Annotated in this window: 24 protein-coding genes and 1 tRNA gene; 18 read left to right on the forward strand and 7 right to left on the reverse strand. The window is 72.3% G+C overall.

Annotated features, from left to right (window positions below):
* Positions 1 to 82 precede the first annotated feature (82 nt).
* From AC1DWH_RS00795 to AC1DWH_RS00810, 4 genes are all read left to right on the forward strand, one after another.
* The gene (locus tag AC1DWH_RS00795; protein ID WP_477092066.1) at positions 83 to 1,282 is read left to right on the forward strand and encodes a phosphoglycerate kinase; all 1,200 of its coding nucleotides are present in this window, start codon (positions 83 to 85) and stop codon (positions 1,280 to 1,282) included.
* Between the two features lie 2 nt (positions 1,283 to 1,284).
* On the forward strand, positions 1,285 to 2,079 hold the full coding sequence (gene tpiA / locus AC1DWH_RS00800) for a triose-phosphate isomerase (RefSeq protein WP_477092067.1): 795 nt from the start codon (positions 1,285 to 1,287) through the stop codon (positions 2,077 to 2,079).
* A gap of 157 nt (positions 2,080 to 2,236) precedes the next feature.
* Positions 2,237 to 2,479 (forward strand): preprotein translocase subunit SecG, encoded by a 243-nt coding sequence (gene secG / locus AC1DWH_RS00805; protein ID WP_456846816.1) that lies wholly within the window; start codon positions 2,237 to 2,239, stop codon positions 2,477 to 2,479.
* An 11-nt stretch (positions 2,480 to 2,490) separates the two neighbouring features.
* Positions 2,491 to 2,838, forward strand: a complete 348-nt coding sequence (locus AC1DWH_RS00810; protein ID WP_370503994.1) for an RNA polymerase-binding protein RbpA — start codon at positions 2,491 to 2,493, stop codon at positions 2,836 to 2,838.
* A gap of 63 nt (positions 2,839 to 2,901) precedes the next feature.
* Here AC1DWH_RS00810 and pgl read toward each other — a convergent pair whose 3' ends face one another.
* The 5 genes from pgl to tkt form a co-directional block, all read right to left on the reverse strand.
* Positions 2,902 to 4,350, reverse strand: a complete 1,449-nt coding sequence (gene pgl / locus AC1DWH_RS00815; RefSeq protein ID WP_477092068.1) for a 6-phosphogluconolactonase — start codon at positions 4,348 to 4,350, stop codon at positions 2,902 to 2,904.
* The gene (locus tag AC1DWH_RS00820; protein WP_477092069.1) at positions 4,347 to 5,264 is read right to left on the reverse strand and encodes a glucose-6-phosphate dehydrogenase assembly protein OpcA; all 918 of its coding nucleotides are present in this window, start codon (positions 5,262 to 5,264) and stop codon (positions 4,347 to 4,349) included. Before AC1DWH_RS00820 ends, pgl begins: the two co-directional genes overlap by 4 nt.
* Positions 5,261 to 6,802, reverse strand: coding sequence for a glucose-6-phosphate dehydrogenase (gene zwf, locus AC1DWH_RS00825; RefSeq protein ID WP_477092070.1), 1,542 nt, complete (start codon positions 6,800 to 6,802; stop codon positions 5,261 to 5,263). Before zwf ends, AC1DWH_RS00820 begins: the two co-directional genes overlap by 4 nt.
* Positions 6,799 to 7,935, reverse strand: a complete 1,137-nt coding sequence (tal, locus tag AC1DWH_RS00830) for a transaldolase (protein ID WP_477092071.1) — start codon at positions 7,933 to 7,935, stop codon at positions 6,799 to 6,801. Before tal ends, zwf begins: the two co-directional genes overlap by 4 nt.
* Before the next feature lie 61 nt (positions 7,936 to 7,996).
* A complete protein-coding gene (gene tkt / locus AC1DWH_RS00835) occupies positions 7,997 to 10,171 on the reverse strand; it encodes a transketolase (protein ID WP_477092072.1) in 2,175 nt (724 codons plus the stop codon).
* Positions 10,172 to 10,470: 299 nt separating this feature from the next.
* Between tkt and AC1DWH_RS00840 the strand changes: the two genes are divergently transcribed.
* The 13 genes from AC1DWH_RS00840 (at position 10,471) to AC1DWH_RS00900 (ending at position 22,292) form a co-directional block, all read left to right on the forward strand.
* Positions 10,471 to 11,463: a heme o synthase gene (locus AC1DWH_RS00840; protein WP_477092073.1), complete on the forward strand. Its 993-nt coding sequence runs from the start codon at positions 10,471 to 10,473 to the stop codon at positions 11,461 to 11,463.
* A gap of 17 nt (positions 11,464 to 11,480) precedes the next feature.
* A complete protein-coding gene (locus AC1DWH_RS00845) occupies positions 11,481 to 12,422 on the forward strand; it encodes a site-specific tyrosine recombinase XerD (RefSeq protein WP_477092074.1) in 942 nt (313 codons plus the stop codon).
* 115 nt (positions 12,423 to 12,537) lie between these two features.
* Entirely contained in the window at positions 12,538 to 13,353 is an 816-nt protein-coding gene (locus AC1DWH_RS00850; RefSeq protein ID WP_477092715.1) for a ParA family protein, read from the forward strand.
* Complete coding sequence (locus AC1DWH_RS00855; RefSeq protein WP_477092716.1) at positions 13,337 to 14,239, forward strand: segregation and condensation protein A; 903 nt, start codon at positions 13,337 to 13,339, stop codon at positions 14,237 to 14,239. Before AC1DWH_RS00850 ends, AC1DWH_RS00855 begins: the two co-directional genes overlap by 17 nt.
* Positions 14,239 to 14,934 (forward strand): SMC-Scp complex subunit ScpB, encoded by a 696-nt coding sequence (gene scpB, locus AC1DWH_RS00860; protein ID WP_477092717.1) that lies wholly within the window; start codon positions 14,239 to 14,241, stop codon positions 14,932 to 14,934. Before AC1DWH_RS00855 ends, scpB begins: the two co-directional genes overlap by 1 nt.
* Positions 14,931 to 16,346: a pseudouridine synthase gene (locus AC1DWH_RS00865; protein ID WP_477092075.1), complete on the forward strand. Its 1,416-nt coding sequence runs from the start codon at positions 14,931 to 14,933 to the stop codon at positions 16,344 to 16,346. Before scpB ends, AC1DWH_RS00865 begins: the two co-directional genes overlap by 4 nt.
* On the forward strand, positions 16,343 to 17,452 hold the full coding sequence (locus tag AC1DWH_RS00870; protein WP_477092076.1) for a prephenate dehydrogenase: 1,110 nt from the start codon (positions 16,343 to 16,345) through the stop codon (positions 17,450 to 17,452). The genes AC1DWH_RS00865 and AC1DWH_RS00870 overlap by 4 nt, the downstream gene beginning before the upstream one ends.
* The gene (gene cmk / locus AC1DWH_RS00875) at positions 17,434 to 18,144 is read left to right on the forward strand and encodes a (d)CMP kinase (RefSeq protein WP_477092077.1); all 711 of its coding nucleotides are present in this window, start codon (positions 17,434 to 17,436) and stop codon (positions 18,142 to 18,144) included. The genes AC1DWH_RS00870 and cmk overlap by 19 nt, the downstream gene beginning before the upstream one ends.
* Positions 18,141 to 18,824, forward strand: coding sequence for a lysophospholipid acyltransferase family protein (locus tag AC1DWH_RS00880; protein WP_477092078.1), 684 nt, complete (start codon positions 18,141 to 18,143; stop codon positions 18,822 to 18,824). Before cmk ends, AC1DWH_RS00880 begins: the two co-directional genes overlap by 4 nt.
* 2 nt (positions 18,825 to 18,826) lie before the next feature.
* Positions 18,827 to 19,627: a class I SAM-dependent methyltransferase gene (locus AC1DWH_RS00885; protein ID WP_477092079.1), complete on the forward strand. Its 801-nt coding sequence runs from the start codon at positions 18,827 to 18,829 to the stop codon at positions 19,625 to 19,627.
* 56 nt (positions 19,628 to 19,683) lie between these two features.
* On the forward strand, positions 19,684 to 21,159 hold the full coding sequence (gene der / locus AC1DWH_RS00890; protein WP_456845665.1) for a ribosome biogenesis GTPase Der: 1,476 nt from the start codon (positions 19,684 to 19,686) through the stop codon (positions 21,157 to 21,159).
* Complete coding sequence (locus AC1DWH_RS00895) at positions 21,156 to 22,190, forward strand: hypothetical protein (RefSeq protein WP_477092080.1); 1,035 nt, start codon at positions 21,156 to 21,158, stop codon at positions 22,188 to 22,190. Before der ends, AC1DWH_RS00895 begins: the two co-directional genes overlap by 4 nt.
* 28 nt (positions 22,191 to 22,218) lie before the next feature.
* Positions 22,219 to 22,292 (forward strand) — tRNA-Pro (locus tag AC1DWH_RS00900).
* A gap of 533 nt (positions 22,293 to 22,825) precedes the next feature.
* Here AC1DWH_RS00900 and AC1DWH_RS00905 read toward each other — a convergent pair.
* Both AC1DWH_RS00905 and AC1DWH_RS00910 read right to left on the reverse strand, forming a co-directional pair.
* Positions 22,826 to 23,125, reverse strand: coding sequence for a hypothetical protein (locus AC1DWH_RS00905; RefSeq protein WP_477092081.1), 300 nt, complete (start codon positions 23,123 to 23,125; stop codon positions 22,826 to 22,828).
* Positions 23,126 to 23,182: 57 nt separating this feature from the next.
* Positions 23,183 to 23,647 (reverse strand): hypothetical protein, encoded by a 465-nt coding sequence (locus AC1DWH_RS00910; RefSeq protein WP_477092082.1) that lies wholly within the window; start codon positions 23,645 to 23,647, stop codon positions 23,183 to 23,185.
* Between the two features lie 137 nt (positions 23,648 to 23,784).
* On the opposite strand from AC1DWH_RS00910, the gene AC1DWH_RS00915 reads away from it, so the two are divergent.
* On the forward strand, positions 23,785 to 24,918 hold the full coding sequence (locus AC1DWH_RS00915; RefSeq protein ID WP_477092083.1) for a hypothetical protein: 1,134 nt from the start codon (positions 23,785 to 23,787) through the stop codon (positions 24,916 to 24,918).
* The last annotated feature ends 564 nt before the right edge of the window (positions 24,919 to 25,482 follow it).

Here is a 25,482-nt window from a genome sequence, read left to right on the forward strand (position 1 = left end):
CGCGTGCGCCCCGGCCCTTGCGGCCCCGGCGCACGCGGACGCTGCCGTGTCCGGCCCTGCTCGAGTCAAGGGAAGAAGACGCATGAAGACCATCGAGGACCTCGGCGACCTGCGCGGCAAGCGCGTGCTGGTCCGCTCCGACTTCAACGTGCCGCTCGACGGCACGACCATCACCGACGACGGCCGCGTGCGCGCGGCCCTCCCGACGCTCGAGGCGCTGCTCGCCGCCGGCGCGCGGGTCGTCGTCATGGCCCACCTCGGCCGCCCGAAGGGTGCGCCGGAGGACAAGTACTCGCTCAAGCCCGTCGCGGTCCGGCTCTCCGAGCTGCTCGGCAAGCCCGTGGTCCTGGCGGACGACGTCGTCGGCGACTCGGCCAAGAGCACCGTCGCGGCCCTGCAGGACGGCGAGATCGCCCTGCTCGAGAACATCCGGTTCGACCCGCGCGAGACGTCCAAGGTCGACGCCGAGCGCGCCGAGCTGGCCGGTGAGCTGGCGGCGCTGGCCGACGTGTTCGTGTCGGACGGCTTCGGCGTCGTGCACCGCAAGCAGGCGTCGGTCTACGACGTCGCGCTGGTGCTCCCGCACGCCGTCGGCAAGCTCGTCCTCAAGGAGGTCGCGTCGCTGCGCAAGGCGACCGACGACCCCGAGCGGCCCTACGTGGTCGTCCTCGGCGGCTCGAAGGTGTCCGACAAGCTCGGCGTCATCGCCAACCTGCTGACCAAGGCGGACCGCCTGCTCATCGGCGGCGGCATGCTCTTCACGTTCCTCGCGGCCAAGGGCTACCCGGTCGGCAACTCGCTGCTCGAGGCCGACCAGATCGACACCGTCAAGGGCTACCTCGCGCAGGCGAAGGCCGCCGGCGTCGAGATCGTGCTGCCGACCGACATCGTCGTCGCCGACGAGTTCAAGGCCGACAGCCCGGCGCTCGTCGTCCCCGCGGACGCGATCCCGGACGGCAAGATCGGGCTCGACATCGGCCCCGACTCGAGCGCGCTCTTCGCGAGCAAGATCGTCGACGCCAAGACGGTCGTCTGGAACGGTCCCGCCGGCGTGTTCGAGTTCGAGGCGTTCTCGGGCGGCACCCGTGCCGTCGCGCAGGCGCTCGTGGACGCGGGCACCAACGGCGGCTTCACCATCGTCGGCGGTGGCGACTCCGCCGCGGCCGTGCGCACGCTCGGCTTCGACGAGGCCGGGTTCGGACACATCTCGACCGGTGGTGGCGCGAGCCTCGAGTTCCTCGAGGGCAAGACGCTCCCCGGCATCGCGGTTCTGGAGGACTGATCGTGGCGACTCGCACCCCGCTGATGGCGGGCAACTGGAAGATGAACCTGGACCACCACCAGGCCACGCACACCGTGCAGAAGCTCGCGTGGACGCTCAAGGACGCCCGCCACGACTTCGGCAAGGTCGAGGTCTGCGTGCTGCCGCCGTTCACCGACCTGCGCAGCGTGCAGACGCTCGTGGACGCCGACAAGCTCGAGCTGGTCTACGGCGCGCAGGACGTCTCGGCGCACGCGTCGGGCGCCTACACCGGGGAGATCTCGCCGGCGTTCCTGGCCAAGCTCGGCGTCACGTACGTCGCGATCGGGCACTCCGAGCGCCGCGAGTACCACAACGAGTCGGACGAGCTCATCAACGCGAAGGTCAAGTCCGCGCTCGGCGCCGGCCTGATCCCGATCCTGTGCGTCGGCGAGGTGCTCGAGGTCCGCAAGGCCGGCGAGCACGTGCCGCACACCCTCGCGCAGCTGGACGGCGCCCTGGCCGGTCTCACGGCCGAGCAGGTCGCCACCATCGTCGTGGCCTACGAGCCCGTCTGGGCCATCGGCACCGGCGAGACGGCGACGCCCGAGGACGCCCAGGAGCTGGCCGCGGCGATCCGCACGCGCATCAGCGAGCTGTACGACGCCGCGACGGCCGACGCGGTCCGCGTGCTCTACGGCGGCTCCGTGAAGTCGTCGAACGTCGCCTCGATCATGGCCAAGCCCGACGTCGACGGCGCGCTCGTCGGCGGCGCGAGCCTGGACCCCGAGGAGTTCGCCGCGATCGCGCGCTACCAGTCGCACGCCGTCGGTCTCTGAGCACGGCACGGGTGGGTCCCGGGGTGCTCCTGGGACCCACCTGGGCGAGGTGGTGGCTTATCGCCCCACTCGTCGCCTACCCTGTACCGCGGTCCACCGCAGCGTCGCTGGCTACACCACCGTCGACGTGCCCGCCCAGTAAGGAACTGACACCGACGTGACTGGCCTTCGTATCGCCCTCGAGGTGCTGCTGGTGCTGACCAGCCTCCTGCTCATCCCGCTCGTCCTCCTGCACAAGGGCAAGGGCGGAGGCCTGTCGGACATGTTCGGCGGCGGCATCACGAGCAGCGCCGGGAGCTCCGGCGTCGCCGAGCGGAACCTCAACCGGATCACGGTCGGGACGGCGCTCTTCTGGACGGTCATCATCATCCTGCTCGGGCTGCTCGAGAAGACGGTCTGAGGCGGTCGGCGATGGCGAGCGGGAGTGCGATCAGGGGATCGCGGGTCGGCGCGGGTCCCATGGGCGAGGCCGAGCGGGGAGACACCGCACCGCGGATCTGGGTCTCGTACTGGTGCGCCAACGGCCACGAGACGCGCCCCAGCTTCGCTGAGGAGGCGGCCCTCGACGCCCCGGTGACGTGGGACTGCCCCCGCTGCGGGTTCCCCGCCGGGCAGGACCAGGAGAACCCTCCGTCGCCGTCCAAGAACGAGCCGTACAAGACGCACCTGGCCTACGTGAAGGAGCGGCGGTCCGACGAGGACGGCGCCGCGATCCTCGACGAGGCGCTGGCGGCGCTGCGCGCGAAGCGCGGCGGCTGAGCAGACCTGAACGACGAAGGGGCCCTCGAGATCGGGGGCCCTTCGTCGTAAGTGCGGGACGGGTCAGTCGCGGACGCGCAGGAGCGCGAAGCCGTCGTGCCCCTTGCTGCCGACGGTCTGGACGACCGTGCTGTCGTAGCGCGGGTGGCCCGTGAGCAGCTCGACCATCGAGCGGACGCCCTGCACCCGTTCGTCGGGGTGCGACGGCTCGATGACCGCGCCGCCCCGGACCACGTTGTCGACGACGACGACCGCACCGGGTCGAGTCAGCGACAGCACCTGCTCGAGGTAGCCGGGGATGGACTCCTTGTCGGCGTCGACGAACACGAGGTCGAACGGCTCGGCACCGTCGGCGATCAGCCCGTCCAGGGTCGTGGCGGCCGGCCCGACGAGGACGTCCACGAGCTCGCCGACGCCGGCCCGGGCCAGCGACTCCGTGGCAACCCGCGCGTGCTCGGGGTCGATCTCGAGGGTGGTGAGCCGACCGTCGGTGGGCAGGGCGCGGGCCAGCCAGACGGTGCTGTACCCGCCGAGCGTGCCGATCTCAAGGATCCGCCGCGCCCCGATGCTCTGCGCGAGCAGGTGCAGGAGCTTGCCCTGGTTGGGGGCGACCGCGATGTCGGGCAGGCCCGCGGCGACGGCGGCGTGCCGGGTCTCGACCAGCGCCGAGTCCTCCGGGGCGAGGACCGAGAAGTAGTGGTCGACGTGGTTCCAGAGCTCGGTCGGCGTCTCCGGGGCGGCGGGGAAGGCCGAGGACGTCGTCGAGAGCGCGGCGGGCGTGCCCAGACCCTCGGTGGCGGCGATGTCGACCAGCCACAGCGTCCGCTCGGTGCCCAGGGCGCCGGAGGCGGGCGTGGTGGTGACCGGGGCGCCGCGCAGGGCGGACGCGACGGCGGTGGCCTTCTCGGCGCCTGCGGCGACCACCCAGACCTCCCGCGCGGCGCGGATCGCGTCGTAGGTGAGCGAGACGCGCTCGGGCGGGGGCTTCGGCGATCCGTGCACCCCGGTCGTGGGCCGGCCGGTGACGCCGAGCGCCTCGTGGCCGGGGAACAGCGACGCGACGTGGCCGTCCGGTCCCATGCCGAGCAGCAGCACGTCGAAGGCGGGCGAGCCGGCGTCGGCGAGCGACTGCGCGTACGCGTCGGCCGAGGCCTCGGGCGTCGGCACGTCGTCCGAGAGCGCGGGCATCGCGTGCACGTTCTCGACCGGCAGGGCCTCGCCCAGCGCGTCGATGAGCGCGTCGCGGGCCTGCGTCTCGTTGCGGTCGGGGTGCCCGTCGGGCAGGAACCGCTCGTCGCCCCACCACAGGTGCACGCCGGTCCAGTCGACGGCGTCCCGCACCGGGCTGGCCGCGACGGCAGCCAGGGACGCGATGCCGACCGTGCCCCCCGTGAGCACGACGTGCACGGGGGAGCGGTGCGACTGCACGTCGACCAGGTGCGTGAGCAGCCGCGCCGCCACCGACTCCGCGAGCACCCGTGCGTCCGGGTGGACGACGACGTCGCGGGTCACGCGTCGATCCTCGCGAGGCCCTTCTGCAGCACCTCGCCGTAGACCTCGTCCGCGTCGAGCCGCCGCAGCTCCTCCGCCAGGCACTCGCGCAGCTGGCGGATGGGCAGGGCGATCCGGTGCTCGGGCTGGTCGGGCTGCCGCAGCGCGGCCGTCTTGCCGTCCGGGCGGTCGAGCACGATGTCGCCCGACGAGCGCTCCAGGCGCACCTGCGTGATCGCGAGGGCGTCCTTCACCCGCTCGATCTCGACGGGGCACTTCAGTGCGTAGGCGAGCCACGCGGCCATGAGGTCGACCGACGGGTGCGTGCTCTCGCCCACGACGACGGCCTTCTGGACCTGCTCGTACGGCGGCTGGTCGAGGGTCGCAGCGATGAGGCCGCGCCACAGCGTCGCGCGCGTCCAGGCCAGGTCGGTGTTGCCGTCGGTGTGGGCCGCAGCGAGCTTGCGCAGCGCGGCGTTGGGGCGCGCGCACTGCGTCGTGTCGGTGATCCGGCGCGTCGCCATGTGCCCGAGCGGGTGCTCGGCCGGGTTGTCCGGGATCTCGTACGGCCACCACGTGACGATCGGTGCGTCGGGGAGCAGCAGCGGGATGACGAGCGTGTCCAGGTGACGCTCGAGCTGCCCGGACGGCCGCAGCACCAGCACCTCGCTGGCGCCGGCGTCGCCCCCGAGCCGGATCTGCGCGTCCAGGTTCGACGCGCGGTCCTTGCTGTCGTTCGCCAGGACGATGACGCGGCACGGGTGCTCGCGGCTCGCGTCGTTCGCGGCGTCGATCGCCTCGTCGGGGTCGCGGTCGCCCACCGAGATGATGAGCGTGAGCACCCGACCCAGCGCGATCGCGCCGCCCTCGTCGCGCTCCTTGAGCAGGCGCTTGTTGATGTCGCGCGTGGTCGTGTTCGGCATCTCGATGATCATGGCCGCCTCCAGACGCGACCGTCGCGCGCCATCATCTTGTCCGCCGACTCGGGTCCCCACGTGCCGGAGCGGTACTCCTCGGGCTTGCCCCTGTCGGCCCAGTAGGCCGTCACCGGGTCGAGCACCTTCCAGGCCAGCTCGACCTCCTCGTGCCGCGGGAACAGCGGCGGGTCGCCCAGCAGGACGTCGAGGATCAGGCGCTCGTAGGCCTCGGGGGAGGACTCGGTGAACGCGTGCCCGTAGCCGAAGTCCATCGTGACGTCCCGGACCTCCATGGCGGTGCCGGGCACCTTGGCGCCGAACCGCAGCGTCACGCCCTCGTCAGGCTGCACGCGGATGACCAGGGCGTTCTTGCCCAGCTCCTCCGTGGCGGTCGACTCGAAGGGCAGGTGCGGCGCGCGCTTGAACACCACGGCGATCTCCGTGACACGCCGGCCGAGCCGCTTGCCGGTCCGCAGGTAGAACGGCACCCCGGCCCAGCGGCGGTTGTCGATGTCCACCCGGATCGCGGCGAACGTCTCGGTGGTGGACTCCGGGTTGAAGCCCTCCTCCTCGCTGTAGCCGACGACCTTCTCGCCGCCCTGCCAGCCCGCCGCGTACTGGCCGCGCGCGGTGTGCTTGCCGATCTCGCGGGGCAGCCGCACCGCCGACAGCACCTTGATCTTCTCGGCCGTCAGGCTGGCGGCCTCGAACGACGCCGGCTCCTCCATCGCGGTGAGGGCGAGGAGCTGCAGGAGGTGGTTCTGGATGACGTCCCGGGCCGCGCCGATGCCGTCGTAGTAGCCGGCACGGCCGCCGATGCCGATGTCCTCGGCCATCGTGATCTGCACGTGGTCGACGTAGTTGGCGTTCCAGATGGGCTCGTACAGCTGGTTGGCGAAGCGCAGGGCCAGCAGGTTCTGGACCGTCTCCTTGCCCAGGTAGTGGTCGATCCGGAAGATGTCGTCCGGGCGGAAGACGCTCGAGACGATCTCGTTGAGCTCCTGGGCGCTCTTCAGGTCGTGCCCGAAGGGCTTCTCGATGACGACGCGGCGCCACTTGCCCTCCTCCGGCTGCGAGAGGCCGGACCGCGCCAGCTGCTTGCAGACGACGGGGAACGCGCTCGGCGGCACGGAGAGGTAGAACGCGTGGTTGCCGCCCGTCCCGCGGGAGGAGTCGAGCTCCTCGACCGTGTCGCGGAGCCGGTCGAAGGCGTCGTCGTCGTCGAACGTGCCCTGGACGAAGCGGATGCCCTCCGAGAGCTGGCGCCACGTCGCCTCACGGAACGGCGTGCGGGCGTGCTCCTTGACCGAGTCGTGCACGATCTGCTCGAAGTCCTGGCGTGCCCAGTCGCGCCGCGCGAAGCCGGTCAGCGCGAACCCGGGCGGCAGGAGGCCGCGGTTGGTCAGGTCGTAGACGGCGGGCATGAGCTTCTTGCGGGCGAGGTCGCCCGTGACGCCGAAGATGACCAGCCCGCACGGGCCCGCGATGCGCGGGAGGCGGCGGTCGCGCGGGTCGCGCAGCGGGTTGTTTCCCGCGGAGACCTTGCTCGGGCTCACCTGACGTCCCCGGACTCGTTCTGCTTCGCGGCGGCGGCGAGCCCGTCGGTGACCGTCGTGAGCAGCTCCCCCCAGCTGGTGGTGAACTTCTCCACGCCCTCGTCCTCCAGCTGCTCCGTGACCTGGTCGATGTCGATGCCCACGGCCGCGAGGCGGTCGATGACGCGCTGCGCCTCGGCCTGGGTCCCCGTGACGGTGTCGCTGCCGTCGCCCCCGTGGTCCGCGACGGCCTTGAGGGTGGCCTCGGGCATCGTGTTGACGACGCCCGCGACCACCAGCTCGTCGACGTACAACGTGTCCGGGTAGGCCTTGTCCTTGACTCCCGTGGAGGCCCAGAGGGGCCGCTGCGGGTGCGCGCCGGCGGCGGCGAGCGCGGCCCACCGGTCGGCAGCGACGACCTCCTCGTAGACGCCGTAGGCGAGCCGGGCGTTCGCGATGGCTGCCTTGCCGCGCAGTGCGGCGGCCTCGGGTGTGCCGAGGGCGTCGAGCCGCGGGTCGATGGCCGTGTCCACGCGGGAGACGAAGAACGACGCGACCGACGCGATCGGTGCCAGGGCGTGGCCGTTGGCCTGGGCGCCCTCGAGCCCCGACTGGAAGGCGTCGAGCACCGCCCGGTAGCGCTCGAGCCCGAAGATCAGCGTGACGTTGACGCTGATGCCCTCGGCGAGCACGGCCGTGATGGCGGGCAGGCCCTCCAGCGTCGCGGGGATCTTGATGAAGACGTTGGGCCGGTCGACCGTGGCCCACAGCGCCTTCGCGGACGCGATCGTCCCCTCGGTGTCCCGCGCCAGACGCGGGTCGACCTCGATGGATACGCGGCCGTCGACGCCGTACGTCGCGTCGTACACGGGCCGCAGCACGTCGGCGGCCTGCCGGACGTCGTCCGTGGTGATGCGGAAGACCGCGTCGTCCACGTCGGCGCCGACGAGCTCGCGCAGCTGCGCGTCGTAGGCGTCACCCTTCGCGAGCGCGCTCGCGAAGATCGACGGGTTGGTGGTCACGCCGACGACGCCGCTCTCGGCGATCAGGTCGGCGAGGTTCCCGGTGCGCAGACGCTCGCGCGAGAGGTCGTCGAGCCAGATCGCTACGCCGGCGTCCGCCAGCCGTGCCAGGGGGGTGCTGTTCGCTGCCATGGTCGATCCCCTTCTCCCGCACGCCGGCCCCGGAGCCCGGGGCCGGCGTGACCGTTCAGACTCAGACCTGCTGGTCGCCCGTCAGACCAACGTTGTTCGGGAGGCCGGCCGTGGTCGCCGGCCCGACACCGCCGCGCGCGGCGGCGATCGACTCGTGCGCCGCCGCGACGACGGCCTCGGGCGTGAAGCCGAACTCGCGGAACAGCGTCTTGTCGTCGGCCGACGCCCCGTAGTGCTCGATGGAGACCGAGCGCCCGGCGTCGCCGACGAGCTTGTGCCAGGACAGCGCGATGCCGGCCTCGACCGAGACGCGCGCCTTGACCGACGAGGGAAGCACCGACTGGCGGTAGTCCTCGTCCTGCTCGCCGAACCACTCGAGCGACGGTGCGGACACCACGCGGGTGGCCACGCCGGCGGCCTCGAGCGTCTCGCGCGCGGCGACGGCGAGCTGCACCTCGGAGCCCGTGCCGATGAGGATGACGTCCGGCGTGCCGCTGCTCGCCTCGAGCAGCACGTACGCGCCCTTGGCGACGCCCTCGGTCGTCGCGTAGCCGTCCTCGCCGCGCGGGAACGTCGGGACGTTCTGGCGCGTGAGGACGAGGGCGACGGGCCCGCTGGTGTGCTCGATGGTCGCGGCCCACGCCGCCGCCGTCTCGTTGGCGTCGGCCGGGCGGACCACCGTGAGTCCGGGGATCGCGCGGACGGCCGCCAGGTGCTCGATCGGCTGGTGCGTCGGGCCGTCCTCGCCGAGGCCGATGGAGTCGTGCGTCCACACGTAGACCGCGGGGACCCCCATGAGCGAGGCGAGTCGGACCGAGCCGCGCATGTAGTCGCTGAACGTGAAGAACGTCCCGCCGTACGGCCGGGTCAGGCCGTGCAGCCGGATGCCCGACAGGATCGCGCCCATCGCGTGCTCGCGGATGCCGAAGTGCAGGGTGCGACCGAACTCGTCGCCCGCGAACTCGTGCGTGGACCGCTTGGCGGGGATGAAGGACGGCTCACCCTTCATCGTCGTGTTGTTCGAGCCGGCAAGGTCGGCCGAGCCGCCCCACAGCTCGGGCAGCACGGGGGCCAGCGCGCTCAGCACCTCGCCGGACGCCGCGCGGGTGGCGACGGCCTTGCCCGCCGGGAACACCGGGAGCGCGTCGGTCCAGCCGTCCGGCAGGTCGCCGGCGACGAGCCGGTCGAGCAGGGCGGCCTTGTCGGTGTTCGCGGAGCGCCAGGCGTCGTAGGCGGTCTGCCACTCGGCCTTGGCCGGGGCGGTGCGCTCCGACAGGCCGCGGGTGTGCGCGATGACCTCGGGGTCGACCTCGAAGGTCTTCTCGGGGTCGAACCCCAGCAGCTCCTTGAGGCCCGCGATCGCCTCGCCGCCCAGCTTGGACCCGTGCGACGAGTGGTCGTTCGTCTTGGTCGGAGTGGGCCACGCGATGAGCGTGCGCAGGCCGATGAACGACGGGCGGTCGGTGACGGCCTTGGCCGCCTCGATCGCGGCGTGCAGGGCGTCGACGTCCTCGCGGTAGCCGTCGGGGCCACCGGTCCAGTCCACGAACTGCACGTGCCAGCCGTAGGCCTCGTAGCGCGCGACGACGTCCTCGGTGAACGCGATCTCGGTGTCACCCTCGATCGAGATGTGGTTGTCGTCCCACACCACGATGAGGTTGCCCAGCTCTTGCGTGCCGGCGATGGACGAGGCCTCGGAGGTGACGCCCTCCTGCAGGTCGCCGTCGGAGGCGATGACGTAGACGAAGTGGTCGAACGGGCTGGTGCCCGGCGCCGCCTCGGGGTCGAGCAGGCCGCGCTCGCGTCGCGACGCCATCGCGAAGCCCACGGCCGAGGCGAGGCCCTGGCCCAGGGGACCGGTGGTGATCTCGACACCCGTGGTGTGCTTGTACTCCGGGTGGCCCGGGGTCTTCGAGCCCCAGGTGCGCAGCGCCTCCAGGTCCTCGAGCTCCAGGCCGAAGCCCGCGAGGTAGAGCTGGATGTACTGCGTGAGGCTGGAGTGGCCGGCGGACAGGATGAACCGGTCGCGGCCGAGCCAGTGCGGGTCCGCCGGGTCGTGCCGCAGGACGTTCTGGTAGAGCAGGTAGGCGGCGGGGGCGAGGCTGATCGCCGTTCCCGGGTGCCCGTTGCCCACCTTCTCGACCGCGTCGGCGGCCAGGACACGCACGGTGTCCACCGCCCGCAGGTCGAGGTCCGTCCATCCGACCGTCTCGGCCAGGGGAGCTTTCGCGTTCACCGCACCTCATTCCCACCCGCGCCGTCGGCCGGGTGTCGTGTCCGACGAGATCGGGCACCCACAGCGGGATGCCGGGCACAGGTGGGACGTCGCGCCGACGTGGCGGTCGTCAGACCGTGCGATCCGACCCTATAGCGCACCTGGCAGGTGCCGCCGGGCGTGACCACGCGAGCGACGAGCGACAGATCTCACACCACCCGCGCGGCGTTCCGTGGCCCGCGTCGCGCCTCGGCGCAGGTCCAGGCCGTAGCATGGCTGCGCGAGATCTCCCCGCCGGAACACGAACGGAACCGCAGCGCGTGCGCCTCAGCAGCCCCCTGTCAGTCGATGACGCCGGAGCGTCCTCCGCGTCGACCCCGGCAGCCGCTGAGAAGGCCGTCCTGCAGGCTCCCGCCGGCCCCCTCGCACGCGTCCGGAACAAGGTCGGTCCGTACGTCGCGCTGACCAAGCCGCGCGTCATCGAGCTGCTGCTGGTCACCACGCTGCCGACGATGATCCTGGCCCAGGGCGGGTTCCCCCCGTTCGGCCTGGTGGTCGCCACGCTGGTCGGAGGGGCTGCTGCGGCCGGGTCCGCGAACGTCCTCAACTGCTACCTCGACCGCGACATCGACAAGATCATGAACCGCACCAAGCGGCGGCCGATCGTCACCGGCGAGATCTCCCCGCGGGCCGCGCTGGTCTTCGGGCTCGCGCTCGGCGTGCTCTCGCTCGCGTGGCTCGCCGTCATGGTGAACCCGGCGTCGGCGTGGCTGACGGCGGCGGCGATCCTCATCTACGTCGTCGGCTACACCATGATCCTCAAGCGCCGCACGCCGCAGAACATCGTGTGGGGCGGCGCCGCGGGCTGCATGCCGGTGCTCATCGGCTGGTCGGCCGTCACCGGCGGCGTCTCGTGGACCGCGGCCCTGCTGTTCGGCGTGATCTTCTTCTGGACGCCCCCGCACTACTGGCCGCTGTCGATGAAGTTCCGGCGCGACTACGCGGCCGCGGGCGTGCCGATGCTCCCCGTGGTCGCCAAGGACACCAAGGTCGCGCGCGAGATGATCGCGTACACCGTCGCGATGATCGCCTGCTCGCTGCTGCTGGTCCCGGTGCAGGGCATGACCTGGGTCTACGGGGTCGTCGCCCTGGGTCTCGGGCTCTGGTTCCTCTGGGCGTGCATCGGGCTGCTGCGTCGTGCGGAGCACCCGGAGGCCGGCAAGCTGCGCGCGATGAGCGTCTTCCACGCGTCGATCACGTACCTCACGCTGCTCTCCGTCGCGATCGCGGTGGACGTCTTCCTGCCCTTCTGACGGGTGGCGGACCACGGATGAGCGAGACGGCGCTCGGCTCGGCCCTCGAGATCTACCTGGCGCACCTCACCGTCGAACGCGGGCTCTCGACCAACACGCTGCTGGCGTACCGGCGCGACCTCGCGCGGTACACGGCGTTCCTGCGCGACAGGGGCTGCACCGCGCCCGGTGACGTCGACGAGCAGGCCGTCGAGGACTTCCTGCTCGCGGTCCGCACCGGGTCCGACGGGCGCACCGCGCTCTCGGCGTCGTCGGCGGCGCGGACGGTCGTCGCCGTGCGGGGATGGCACAAGTTCCTGCTGCTCGACGGGATGACCAGCCTGGACCCGGCCAGCACGGTCAAGCCGCCCGCCCAGCCCAAGCGGCTGCCCAAGGCGATCTCCGTCGACGACGTCGAGCGGCTGCTGGACGCCGCCGGGCTGGGCGACGGCGCCGTCCCGCTGCGGGACCGCGCGCTGCTCGAGCTGGTCTACGGCACGGGCGCGCGCATCTCCGAGGCGGTCGGGCTCGACGTCGACGACCTGGACCGGACCCCGGGCCGTGCGGCCGTCCGGCTGTTCGGCAAGGGCAGCAAGGAGCGCGTGGTGCCGCTGGGCTCGTTCGCGCTCGACGCCGTCGAGTCCTACCTGGTGCGGGGGCGCCCGGCGCTGGCGGTCGGCAGCAAGGGCGGCTCGCCGGGGATCTTCCTCAACACCCGCGGCGCCCGGCTGAGCCGGCAGAGCGCCTGGGCGGTGCTGCGGGTGGCCGCGGAGCGCGCCGGGCTCGCGGGGGCCGAGCACATCTCCCCGCACACGCTGCGGCACTCGTTCGCCACCCACCTGCTGGCCGGCGGCGCCGACGTCCGGGTGGTCCAGGAGCTGCTCGGGCACGCGTCGGTGACCACGACGCAGATCTACACGATGGTCACCCCGGACACGCTGCGCGAGGTGTACGCCGCCTCCCACCCGCGGGCGCGATGAGCGTCACTCCCGCGCCGGTCTGTCGCGCGGTCATCGGGCCCCCCGCTCCGGTAGGTTGTCCCGCGTGGTGAGCCAGCAGACGACCGACCCGCAGCTCGACGCCGTCGGGCGGCCGATGCCCGTGTTCCCCGAGCCCCCGCCGCTCGCCTCCCACGGTCCGGCCCGCGTCATTGCGCTGTGCAACCAGAAGGGCGGCGTCGGCAAGACGACGACCACCATCAACCTGGCGGCCGCGCTGGCCGAGTACGGCCGCAAGGTGCTCATCGTCGACTTCGACCCGCAGGGTGCCGCATCGGTGGGCCTGGGCGTGAGCCCGCACGAGCTGGACCGCACCGTCTACAACCTGCTCATGGAGCGCGACGCGGACATCCGCTCGCTCATCCACGAGACCGCCTTCCCGGGGCTGCACCTGCTGCCGGCGAACATCGACCTCTCGGCCGCCGAGGTGCAGCTGGTGGGGGAGGTGGCCCGCGAGTCGGTGCTCTCCCGGACCCTGCGCCCGATCCTCGACGACTACGACGTCGTGATGATCGACTGCCAGCCCTCGCTCGGCCTCCTCACGGTCAACGCCCTGACGGCCGCGCACGGCGTGCTCATCCCGCTGGAGTGCGAGTTCTTCGCGCTGCGCGGCGTCGCGCTGCTGGTGGAGACCATCGAGAAGGTGCGCGACCGGCTCAACCCGCGCCTCGAGGTCGACGGCATCCTGGCGACGATGTACGACCCGCGCACGCTGCACGCCCGTGAGGTCGTCGCGCGCGTGAGCGAAGCCTTCGGCGACACGCTGCTGCACACGGTGATCAGCCGGACCGTGAAGTTCCCGGACGCGACCGTGGCCGCCGAGCCCATCACCACCTACGCCCCGACGCACGCCGGTGCGGCGGCCTACCGCCAGCTGGCTCGTGAGCTCGTCGCTCGTGGCGACGCCGCCTGACCGGCGCGCGGTCCCGCCCGAGCAGCCCGTCTCGACGCCCGCGCCCGTCGGCACCCAGGCCTTCGAGGTCCACCTCACCAACTTCAGCGGCCCGTTCGACCTGCTGCTCGGCCTGATCGCCAAGCACAAGCTCGACATCACCGAGGTGGCGCTCGCGCAGGTCACCGACGAGTTCATCGCGCACATCCGGGCCGCGGAGAAGGACTGGGACCTCGGGCAGGCCAGCGAGTTCCTGGTCATCGCCGCGACCCTGCTCGACATGAAGGCCGCCCGCCTGCTCCCGTCGGCCGACGTGGAGGACGCCGAGGACCTCGAGCTGCTCGAGGCGCGCGACCTGCTGTTCGCCCGCCTGCTGCAGTACCGCGCGTACAAGCTGGTCGCCGCGGACCTGGCCGAGCGGTTCGCCACCGAGGGGCGCCGGTTCCCGCGGCTGGTCACCCTCGAGCCGCACCTGGCGGCGCTGCTGCCCGAGCTGATCTGGCAGATCGGACCCGAGCAGCTGGCGGCGATGGCGGCGAAGGCCGCGATGCCCAGGGCCGCGCCGCCCGGCGTCGACATCAGCCATCTGCACGCCCCCGCCGTGAGCGTCCGCGAGCAGGCCGCCGTCCTGGTGGACCGGCTGCGGCACGGCGGCTCGATGTCGTTCCGAGCCCTGACCGCAGACGCCGACGCGACGATCGTCGTGGTCGCCCGGTTCCTCGCGCTGCTGGAGCTGTTCCGGGAGGGCGCGGTCGCGTTCGACCAGGTCACGCCCCTGGGCGAGCTCACCGTGCGGTGGACCGGGGCCGAGGAGGGCGAGGTCGAGGTCTCCGACGACTTCGACACGCTGGACACCACGCTCGACGCCGAGCTAGCCCGTGACGGGGCTCCCGAGGAGGACGCATGATGGACGAGACCGTGTCAGACGAGGCCCTGCCCGACGAGACTCTGCCCGACGAGGCGGCCGAGGGCGACGCGGCCGCTGTGGAGTCCGCCGCCGCCGACGAGCTCGCGTTCGACGTCGACGACCTGCCCGGCGGTGCCCTGGCAGCGCTCGAGGCCGTGCTGATGGTGGCCGACGAGCCGATCCCGGCCGTCCGGCTGGCGACCGTGCTCGCGCTGCCGACCGCCCGCGTCGAGGCCCTGCTGGACGAGCTCGCCGCCGAGTACCGCGGCGACCTCGGTGGCCGGCCGCGTGGGTTCGAGGTCCGCCGCGCCGGGGAGGGCTGGCGCGTCTACTCGGCGCCCGTGTACGCCGACGTCGTCGGCCGCTTCGTCCTGGAGGGGCAGACCGCCCGGCTCACGCAGGCCGCGCTCGAGACGCTCGCCGTCATCGCGTACCGGCAGCCGGTGACCCGCGGGCAGGTCTCGGCGGTGCGCGGGGTCAACGTCGACGGCGTCGTCCGCACCCTCACCACCCGCGGGCTGGTCGCCGAGGTGGGGGCGGATCCGTCCAGCGGTGCGGTCCTGTACCAGACCACGGGATACTTCTTGGAGCGGATGGGGCTGTCCAGCCTGGACGAGATGCCCCCGCTCGCGCCCTACCTGCCGGACATCGACTCCTTCGAGGGTGTCGACCAGGCGATCGGAGACATCAGATGAGCCCGCAGGAACGACGTTCGGGGGGCGCCGGTTCGTCCGGTGGTCAGTCCAGCGGCAGGAGCAGCTCGGGTGGCGCGCCGCGCAGCAGCGGCGGCGGTCAGCGCGGCGGCAGCAGCTCCGGTGCGAGCCGCGGCGGCAGCGCGGGCGGGTACCGGGGCGGCAGCAGCAGCGGCGGTAGCGGCGGGGGCCGCAGCGGCGGGTCCGGCGGGTCCGGCGGCTACCGCGGTGCCGGCGGTGGCGAGGGCTACCGCGGCAGCACCGGCGGCGGCGAGGGCTACCGCAGCAGCGGCGACAGCTACCGCGGGAGCAGCTCCGGCGGCACGCGCGGCGGCAGCACGGGCGGCACGCGCGGCGGCAGCAGCAGCGGAGCTTCGCGGACCGGCGGCGGGTACCAGGGCGGCAGCACGGGTGGCGGCTCGCGCGACAGCGGCGGGTACCGCGRCACGGACTCGCGCGACGGCGGGGGCTACCGCGGCGGCAGCTCGTCGGGCGGCGGCTCGCGTGGCGCCACCGGCGGAGCCTCGCGCGGCGGACCCGGTGCGTCGTCGCGCGGCGGCGCCCCTCGCCCCAAGAGCGGCAGCGGCTACCCCCGCAGCGGCGGCACGGGCCGACCGCGCTCGGACGGCGCATCGAGCCGGCCGTCGAAGCCGAGCCGCACGCCCGAGGTCACGATCGACGTCCACGACCCCGAGGGCACGCGGCTGCAGAAGGTGCTCGCGGCGGCGGGTCTCGGCTCCCGGCGGGCGTGCGAGGACCTGATCTCCGCCGGCCGTGTGACGGTCGACGGCAACAGGGTCGACGAGCTCGGCGTGCGGGTCGACCCGCTCACGGCGGTCATCCACGTGGACGGCATGCGGGTCCAGCTCGACTCGACGATCGTGACGATCGCGCTGAACAAGCCGAAGGGCGTGGTCTCGACCATGCACGACCCCGAGGGCCGTCCGTCGATCGGGCAGTTCGTGGCGGACCGCGAGGAGCGGCTGTTCCACGTCGGCCGCCTGGACGCCGAGACCGAGGGCCTGATCCTGCTGACCAACGACGGCGACCTGGCCAACCGCCTGTCGCACCCGTCGCACGGCGTCACCAAGGTCTACCTGGTCCAGCTCGAGGGCCGCGTGACGCCGTCGCTGGGTACCCGGCTGATCCGCGGCGTGGAGCTCGAGGACGGCCTGGCCAAGATCGACAAGTTCCAGATCGTCCAGACGACGCCGCAGGCCAGCCTGGTGGAGATCGAGCTGCACGAGGGCCGCAACCGCATCGTGCGACGGATCTTCGAGGAGGTCGGCTACCCGGTCACGCAGCTGGTCCGCACGCAGATCGGCCCGATCCGGCTGGGCGACCTCAAGCCGGGTCGCACGCGCGTGCTGTCGAAGACCGAGGTGGGCTCCCTGATGACGCGGGTGGGCATGTGACGCTGGCGACGCGAGGGCCGGTGCGCATCGTCGGCACCGGCCTGCTGGGTACGTCGGTGGGCCTCGCGCTCGCCACGAGGGGCGTCGACGTGGTGCTGCACGACCCGTCGCGCACCGCCCTGGCGCTCGCGCGCGACGTCGGTGCCGGGCGACCGGCACGCCCCGACGACGTCGCGCCCGCCCTGATCGTCGTCGCCGCCCCGCCGGACGTGACCGCGGACGTGGTGCGCGCCGAGCTCGAGGCCTTCCCGCACGCCGTCGTCACCGATGTCGCGAGCGTGAAGGGGTACGTGCTGGCGGAGCTCAAGGCGGCCGGCGCCGACCTCAGCCGGTACGTCGGCTCGCACCCGATGGCGGGTCGCGAGCGGTCCGGTCCGTCTGCGGCCGTCCCGGACCTGTTCCTTGGCCGGCCGTGGGTCATCGCCGACTCCGGGGTGTCGCACCCCGACGCGCTGCTCGCCGTCCGCTCGCTCGCGGTCGACCTGGGTGCCGTGCCGGTGGCCATGGACGCGGACGCGCACGATGCCGCGGTCGCCGCCGTCTCGCACGTGCCGCAGGTCGCCGCCAGCCTGGTCGCCGCGCGCCTGCGCGGTGCGGACGAGGCGGCGCTGGGCCTGGCCGGTCAGGGCCTGCGGGACGTGACGCGGCTGGCCGCGTCGGACCCGGCCCTGTGGACGTCGATCCTGGCCGCGAACGCGTCGGCCGTGCGTGCGGTGCTGGTGGACCTGCGCGCCGACCTCGACGGCGTCATCGGCGCACTCGCGCAGGCCGCCGCCGCGGACGGCCCGGAGACGGTCGAGCTGGGCGCGCTGGCCACCCTCGCGCAGGCGATCGCCGACGGGAACGCCGGCGTCGCGCGGATCCCCGGCAAGCACGGTGGTGCGCAGCGCACGTACGGCGTGGTGACGGTCCTGGTGCCGGACGCCCCGGGCGAGCTGGCGCGGCTGCTCACGGAGGTCGGCGAGGCGGGGGTCAACCTCGAGGACCTGCAGCTGGAGCACGCGGCCGGCCGCCCGGTCGGCATGGCGGAGATCTCGGTGCTGCCCGGCAGCGTGGAGCACCTCGAGGCGGAGCTGACGGCCCGCGGATGGAGACTGGTGAGTTGAGCACGGCGATTGTCGTCGCGATCGACGGACCCTCGGGGTCCGGCAAGTCGAGCGTCTCGCGCGGCGTGGCGAGCGCCCTGGGCGTCGAGTACCTCGACACGGGGGCGATGTACCGGGCCGCGACGTGGTGGTGCCTGCACCAGGGCGTGCCGTTGACGGACATCGACGCCGTTGCCGCCCAGGTGCGCGCGCTTCCCCTGGTCATGGGCGTGGACCCGACGAACCCGACCGTGCACGTCGGTGGCGTCGACGTCGGCGAGGCGATCCGCACGACCGAGATCTCGGCCGCGGTCAGCGCCGTGGCGACGAACCTCGGGGTGCGCGCCGAGCTGGGCCGGCTGCAGCGGGCAGCGATCGAGGCGTCGCGGACGGACGGTCGGGGGATCGTGGCCGAGGGCCGCGACATCACCACCGTCGTCGCGCCCGACGCGGACGTGCGCGTGCTGCTGACGGCCAGCGAGGAGGCCCGGCTGGCCCGGCGTGCCCTCGAGGTGCACGGCACCGACGACGCTGACGCGGTCGCCGCCACCCGGGACCAGGTGCTTCGGCGCGACGCCGACGACTCGACCGTCGTGGAGTTCCACGTCGCGGCCGACGGCGTGGTCACGGTGGACTCGTCGCACCTGGACTTCGACCAGACCGTGCAGGCCGTTCTCGACGTCGTGACGTCGGTCGTCGGCACCCGGCCGTGAGCACCGACGGCCCGTCGCCGCGCGGACCGCGCTGGTCACGATGGATCGGCCGGTTCCTGGCGCGCGTCGTCTGGAGCACCGAGGTCGTCGGCACCGCGCACGTCCCGCTGGACGGGCCCGTGCTGCTCGCCGCGAACCACACGGGCATCATCGACGGGCCGATCCTGCACGGCGTCGCGCCCCGGCCGTCGCACGTGCTGGTCAAGGAGGAGATGTTCTGGGGTCCGGTGGGCACGGTGCTGCGCGCGGCCGGTCAGATCGCGGTGGATCGTGAGGGCGGCCGCACCGCGCTGACCAGCGCACTCGCGGTGCTCAAGCGCGGCGGGCTCGTCGGCGTCTTCCCCGAGGGCAACCGCGGGCGCGGTGACGCGACGAACGCCCGGGCGGGCATCGCGTGGCTCGCGCTGAACGGCCACGCGCCGGTCGTGCCGGTGGCCGTCCTGGGGACCCGGCGGACGGGGGAGTCCGTCAACCACGTGCCGGGCCTGCGACGACGGCTCGCGATCGAGTTCGGGGAGCCGCTCGTCATCGAGCGCGCGCCCGGCACGTCCGGCAAGGTGGCGCTGGTGGAGGCCAACGAGGCGATCCGCGTGGCGCTGGCGGAGCTGGTCGACCAGGCCGTGGCCAGGACGGGGCTCGCCCTGCCGACCGACGACCCGAACCGCGGACGAGACCTCTAGCTATGTCGTGGCAGTGGGACCCGTCGCTGTTCGCGGGAACCGCCGCGCACTATGCCGTCGGCCGGATGGCCTACCCGCCGACGGTGACGGTCGCCCTGCAGGAGGCCCTCGACCTGGACGGCACCGGTCGGCTCCTCGACGTCGGGTGCGGTCCCGGCTCGCTGACCACGCTCCTCGCGCCGCTGTTCGCCTCCGCGGTCGGCATCGACGCCGACCCCGAGATGGTCGCCGAGGCCCGTCGGACGGCACCCACGATCGAGTGGCGGGTGCTGCGGGCGGAGGAGCTGCCCGCGGGGCTGGGCACGTTCCGGACCGTCGTGTTCGCGCAGTCCTTCCACTGGATGGACCAGGAGCTGGTGGCCGAGCGGGTGCGCGGCATGCTCGACGAGGGCGGCGCGTGGGTGCACGTGGCAGCGATGACGCACCGGGGTGCCGGCGGCGACGACCCGCTGCACCTGCCGCGTCCGCCGTGGGACGACGTCGACGGGCTCGTCGCCTCCTACCTGGGACCGGTGCGCCGGGCGGGTGCCGGGACGCTGCCGACAGGGACGCGCGGCGGCGAGGAGGACGTCATGGTCGCGGCCGGCTACCGCGGCCCGCAGAGAGTCGAGGTGCCGCGCGGGGAGACGGTCACGCGGTCGGTCGACGACGTCGTGGACGCCGTCCTCTCGCTGTCGAGCTCCGCCCCGCACCTGTTCGGAGGGCGGCTCGAGGCCTTCGAGCGGGACCTGCGGCAGCTCCTCGGTCCAGGTCCGTTCGCCGAGCGCACGCGGGACGTCGAGCTCGTCATCTGGCGGCCGTGACGGGACTCTCGCCCAGGTCGTCGCCCCGCGGTCGGTGCACAGGGGACAATGGGCGCATGACTGAGCCCGATCCGACCCTTGTGCTGCCCGACGAGACCGGCGACGCCGACCGCGAGCGAGCGCTGCGCGCGGGCCTCACCGAGTACGAGCTCGAGGACGAGGACCTTGCCCTCCTGCACGCCGGCGACGTCGGCGAGCTGGGCGAGGAGCCGGTCGTCGTCTTCCCGGTGCTCGCCGTGGTCGGACGCCCGAACGTCGGCAAGTCGACCCTGGTGAACCGCATCCTCGGCCGCCGCGAGGCCGTCGTCGAGGACAAGCCGGGCGTCACGCGCGACCGCGTCAGCTATCCCGCCGACTGGTCGGGCAAGCGGTTCACGCTGGTCGACACCGGCGGCTGGGAGGTCGACGTCGCCGGCATCGAGGCGCGCGTGGCACAGCAGGCCGAGGTCGCCATCTCGCTGGCCGACGCCGTGATCTTCGTCGTCGACGCCACCGTCGGCGTCACCGAGACCGACACTCAGGTGGTCCGGCTGCTGCGCAAGGCCGGCAAGCCCGTCGTGCTGTGCGCCAACAAGGTCGACGGCCCGGCCGGCGAGGCCGACGCCGCCAACCTGTGGTCGCTCGGGCTGGGGGAGCCGTTCCCCGTCTCCGCCCTGCACGGCCGCGGCACCGGCGACCTGCTCGACGCCGCGATCGACGCGCTGCCCGAGGTCTCCGCGCACGGCACCCCGATCCCCGACGGCCCCCGCCGGGTCGCGCTGGTCGGCCGCCCGAACGTCGGCAAGTCCTCGCTGCTCAACAAGGTGCTCGGCGCCGAGCGCGTCGTCGTCGACTCCGTCGCGGGCACCACGCGCGACCCGGTCGACGAGCTCGTCGCGCTCAAGGGCAAGCCGTGGGTGTTCGTCGACACGGCCGGCATCCGTCGCCGCGTCCACCAGACGTCGGGCGCCGACTTCTACGCGTCGCTGCGCACCCAGGCCGCGATCGAGAAGGCCGAGGTCGCCGTCGTGCTGGTCGACGCCTCGGTGAAGCTGACCGAGCAGGACACCCGCGTGATCACGCAGGTCATCGAGGCCGGGCGCGCCCTGGTGATCGCGTACAACAAGTGGGACCTCATGGACGAGGACCGCCGCCCGTTCCTCGAGCGCGAGATCGAGCAGGACCTCGTGCAGGTCCAGTGGGCCCCGCGCGTGAACATCTCCGCGAAGACGGGCTGGCACACGGACCGCATGGTCCCCGCCCTCGAGCGCGCGCTGGACTCGTGGGACACCCGCATCTCCACCGGGCGCCTCAACGCGTTCCTGGGCGAGCTCGTCGCGGCCCACCCGCACCCGCTGCGCGGCGGCAAGCAGCCCCGCATCCTGTTCGCGACGCAGGCGTCCACCCGGCCGCCGCGCTTCGTGATCTTCGCCACCGGATTCCTCGACCCCGGCTACCGCCGGTACATCGAGCGCCGCCTGCGCGAGACCTTCGGCTTCGAGGGCACGCCGATCTCGATCTCCGTCCGCGTGCGGGAGAAGCGCAAGCGGTGACCTCCGTCGGGCGGCGCCGGCCTCTCTTGAGGCTGGGGCTCCCGCGCGACCCGGCGGCGAGCAGCCACATCACCGGGTTCCTGGTGATCACGCTGGCCACGGTCATCCTGACGCGTCTGCTGCTGAGCCTCACGGGCTTCCCGCAGCTGGGCGGCGGGGGAGTGCACGTCTCGCACGTGCTGTGGGGCGGGCTGCTCATGGCTCTGGCCTTCATCGTGCTGATGACGTTCCTCGGCCCCGTCGTGCGGCGGCTCGCCGTGCTGCTGGCGGGCGTGGGCTTCGGGCTGTTCATCGACGAGATCGGCAAGTTCGTCACCGCCGACTACGACTACTTCTGGGAGCCGACGGCGGCCCTCATCTACCTCGTGGTCATCGGCCTCGGCCTGTTCGCCGACGTGCTGCAGCGTCGGCACCCGCGCTCACCCGCCGAGTTCCTCGCGGCGGCGGCCGACCAGGCCGTCGCGGGCCTGGCGGGCGGCTTCAGCACCCGTGAGCGCACCCGCGCGCGCTGGTACCTGTCCCGCGCGGGCGACGCCCCGGGGGCCGACGAGGTCCGTGCGCTGCTCGACAGCGTCGAGCACGACGCGGCCGAGGTGCCCGACCCGATCGGCGCGACCACCCGGTGGATCGTCGACGCCTCCCGCTGGTTGGTCCGCGCCCGATGGGTGCCGTGGGTGACCGTCGGTGTGCTCGTCGTGACCTCGGTGGTCACGCTTGCGCGCGGCGTCTACGGCTGGCGCGCGACCGACGACGAACCCACCTGGCTCGTCGTCGGCGTCCTGCTCAGCGGGCTGGCCTCGACCGCGTTCGCCGTGGTGGGACTGGTCCGCGTCCGCACCGACCGCGAGGCCGGCTACCGCTGGTTCCGCCGCGCCGTGCTCGTCGCCCTGCTCGTCACCCAGATCTTCCTGTTCCGGCTCTCGCCGTGGGACGCCACCGTCGGGCTGCTGGTCGACCTCGTGATCCTCGCGGTCGTCGCCGCCGAGCTCGACGTGATCGCCGGTGACAGGACCACGTCGCCCGTGGGGTAGAGTTTCCGAGGCTCCTGCGGGGGCCGTTCGGGCTGTGGCGCAGCTTGGTAGCGCACTTGACTGGGGGTCAAGGGGTCGCAGGTTCAAATCCTGTCAGCCCGACAGTGAAAGCGCAGGTCAGGGGCTTCTAGGGTCATCCTAGCAAGCCCCTGGCCTTCTCTTTTTGGCCCGGCGGGAAGCATCTCGGGAAACATCTTCCCGTGGACGCCGGTGGACTGTGGCGTCATCGGCCGAACGATGTCGGCCGTCGGATCCACCCCTGCTCGACGCCGCAACGCGTCGCGAGCGGGAGTTGCCGATGTCCGGGACCACGACGTCCTGACATCCGAATTGCGTTGGGATCGAGGACGAGCAGGCCCACGACGGAGAGAGCGGCGGTGTTCTTGCGGGCCGCTGGGATGCCACCGGCCCGCAGGGTGATCTCTAGTTGCGCCGCCTCCCGTGGGACCGGGTGCCGTATGAACTCGGCGACTTGCCCGGCTGCCATGTGCTGGGCCTCTGCGAGCGGAACGTCGCGCCCGCGTAGATGCGGGCCTGATTGCGAGGGTCGATACCGAAGTCGTCGTGCTGAGGGCTGTCCGTGGCGTCGTGCGGATCGGCCGCGTCGCCTTCGGCGGCCCAGCCGAGCTGGCCGCTCAACGCGAGCTCCAGGCGTCGATCTTGGCCGCGATCTGCTCGATGTTGATGTGCCCATCGCGAAGTTCGTAGTAGCCGCGCTCGACGGCGTCGGGGTCTACGCCAGCCTGGACCGCCATCGTCCGAAGCTCTTGAAGGTCGATCTCGGACTGGAGCAGGCGCTTGAGCGCGGCGATGTCGTTCTGCCCCTGTTGTGACGCAGCCACCTGCTGCCCACGCTTGTAGAGGACGGTGCCGATGGCGGGTCCGCCGATGGTGGCCGCTCCCGCGGCCAGGAAGTAGAGGATGACGATTGGCATGTGAAGGACTCCTGATGCTGGGCTGTAGATGGTGGTGGTTGCCGTGATGGCTCGGGATCAGGCGGCCAGGTGTGTCTCCGCTCCGCTGGTCAGGTAGCTGATGCTGGTGGCGGCAGAGGCCAGGGCGCGGCTGAGGCGATCGCGGTGGCTGACGACATGCAGCCGTACGCAGTGGGCGAGCTCGGCGAAGATGTGGTCTCCACTGACGACCACGAGGTCGGTGTAGCCGCGCTCGACGGCGAACCGGGCGTGCTCCAACAGGACGAGGTCTGCCGCGTCCGGGCCGGGCACGACCATCTCGAGTCCCCAGCCGCGAGGTGCCAGCAGCGGGATGTATGGCCCGAGCAGGGACGGCGCGAGCGCAGCGGTCGTGGGCAGCCCACCGATGTAGCGGTCGATCTCGTCGAAGACCGCAGAGGCCCTCGAAAGTGGAAGCCGACGCCCGTTCCAGATGGTCTGGTTCTCCGGGTCGACCAGCGCAAAGCCCTGCATGTGCCTGGACTTGGCTGCGTTCGGGTTCATTGCTACTCCTGTCGGGTTGACTCGGCCGCACCTTTGCGGCCTCGCCTCAGATAACCTCAAGACGGCATTACCGCTCTACCACGAATCTGGAGGGGTATTAGGTGGATGTTGCTGGGGAGCTCGTGAACGTCCTAGACGTGGCAGACCGTGACGCCCTGTGGCAGGGGTACGTCGAACTGCTCGCGCAGGCAGGCGTCCTCGTTGACGACGCCGACGCCAAGGACGCACTGCGCCAGGCGTGGTTCGGCGAACGGCGCTTCGTCTTCTCGGGTGGGCCGCTGACCCGGGTCCCGTTCACACTCGAGCAGCGCCGGCTTCTTGTCGCGTGGACGTGGCCGAACAAGTGGGGTGTGTCGGTGTGGTCGACATCGATCAGCGAGATCAGCCACAACGAGGCGCACTACGCCGGCCCGGACCCAGGAATGCTGTGGGCTGCCGAGGTGCGCATCCGGGTGCGGGACGTCGCCCGGCGACTGGACGACTGGCTCGTCGGCGACGGCGTAGGGATCTTGACCGCCGCTGCGGGGCTGCGCCCGAACGTCGAGGCGGAGCGTGACCGGATCCGCAGCCTGAAGCACGGCGCCGAGCCGCTGGTTGCCTCGTGGCTGCTTGAGCTGTCGAAGGCCGCGACCGTCGGGTTCACGCCGCAGTTCACTGCGGACGGTGCATGGGCGTTCAACCAGGTCGCCCTACTCGGTGCGCTCGTGAAAGGTCCGGACTGGGTCGAGCTGCGCAACGCCGTCGACGAGATCTTCGAGAGTGCGCCCACCGACGTGGACGTCGCGCACCGCAGCGTTGATGGTGCGTTCGCTGAGCTGACCGCTGCGGAGCGGTACGACCCGGTTCGGTTCCACAAGCAGCTGCCTGCGACACCGCCCACCGATCGCAAGTACTGGCCGCTGTTCCGGCTGCTGGACCAGCTGACCGGGACGCGCGAGTTCTTGCTCCAGGACCTCGCCGAGAAGTTCCCGGCCGAGAAGGCAGCCGGTTCCCGTGGACCCGTGAAGGAACGGCTTCCGGACGGGGCACGCAGGCCGCAATTCTGGGCCAACCCCACTCCCCGGGAGCATCCAGGGCTGGTCAAGAAACCATGGGCGCGGGCGTGGTTGGCGGCCGGCTTTCGTGCGCATCCGCTGGTCACGACCCGACACGGCCAGCGTGTAGTGCACGCGGTGCGGTTCGAAGAGATGGCCAACCGGGACCTGTGGTGGCCATGGCGGGCGCTGCTGCGCGACGACACATACAACCCGCTAACACAGCTCGACTCGTAGCGTCCCTCGCCGGCGCCTCAGGCGGTGCAATCCGGCGGTGACGGTGGCCGAGAGCTCAGTGACGGTCCCTTGAACGTCGGGCACAACGTAGTTAGCAACAGCCCGCGGTCGGCTGGGAGCGGGTCAGCGGCCAACGCCTTCACCACGAGGTCGACGACACCACGCACCGGCGCGTAGACCACGGGGCCGGGTTTTGGCCGCTCAGCGGGCTCTCAGGGTCCCCGCTCGCTAGTCGTCACTTCCTTCATTCTCCTCGTGAGCTTGGGATGGAACCGCGTGGCCCCCAGCCGTCAGTTCAGCCGGCGCGCAGCATGGCCGGCCGTAGACGTCAGGCGGCTAAGCGAGTCGCGGGCCACCGGAGTGCGCAGCACCTGATGGCCTGGACGTGTCACCGCGCCCCCGACGGCCGTGGTGCTGGCGCTTGTCGCCGGCACAACGCGACTACGGGTCCCGTTGAGTGAATCAACGCTCCGCGCCACCGGGTGGCAACCGCCACCAGAGGCGTCCACGGCCGGGGCGGGTCAGATGTCCACGACCGATCATGACCGCAGGACCTGCAACGAG

Source organism: Cellulomonas sp. P2_F12 (assembly GCF_056403775.1).

What these genes read in the sequence shown, in the direction of transcription:
- AC1DWH_RS00795 (WP_477092066.1), top strand. Translation starts at nt 83, where the DNA reads ATGAAGACCATCGAGGACCTCGGCGACCTGCGCGGCAAGCGCGTGCTG.
- AC1DWH_RS00810 (WP_370503994.1), top strand. Translation starts at nt 2,491, where the DNA reads ATGGCGAGCGGGAGTGCGATCAGGGGATCGCGGGTCGGCGCGGGTCCC.
- AC1DWH_RS00820 (WP_477092069.1), bottom strand. Translation starts at nt 5,264, where the DNA reads ATGATCATCGAGATGCCGAACACGACCACGCGCGACATCAACAAGCGC.
- tal (WP_477092071.1), bottom strand. Translation starts at nt 7,935, where the DNA reads ATGGCAGCGAACAGCACCCCCCTGGCACGGCTGGCGGACGCCGGCGTA.
- AC1DWH_RS00845 (WP_477092074.1), top strand. Translation starts at nt 11,481, where the DNA reads ATGAGCGAGACGGCGCTCGGCTCGGCCCTCGAGATCTACCTGGCGCAC.
- AC1DWH_RS00850 (WP_477092715.1), top strand. Translation starts at nt 12,538, where the DNA reads ATGCCCGTGTTCCCCGAGCCCCCGCCGCTCGCCTCCCACGGTCCGGCC.
- scpB (WP_477092717.1), top strand. Translation starts at nt 14,239, where the DNA reads ATGGACGAGACCGTGTCAGACGAGGCCCTGCCCGACGAGACTCTGCCC.
- cmk (WP_477092077.1), top strand. Translation starts at nt 17,434, where the DNA reads ATGGAGACTGGTGAGTTGAGCACGGCGATTGTCGTCGCGATCGACGGA.
- AC1DWH_RS00885 (WP_477092079.1), top strand. Translation starts at nt 18,827, where the DNA reads ATGTCGTGGCAGTGGGACCCGTCGCTGTTCGCGGGAACCGCCGCGCAC.
- der (WP_456845665.1), top strand. Translation starts at nt 19,684, where the DNA reads ATGACTGAGCCCGATCCGACCCTTGTGCTGCCCGACGAGACCGGCGAC.
- AC1DWH_RS00905 (WP_477092081.1), bottom strand. Translation starts at nt 23,125, where the DNA reads ATGCCAATCGTCATCCTCTACTTCCTGGCCGCGGGAGCGGCCACCATC.
- AC1DWH_RS00910 (WP_477092082.1), bottom strand. Translation starts at nt 23,647, where the DNA reads ATGAACCCGAACGCAGCCAAGTCCAGGCACATGCAGGGCTTTGCGCTG.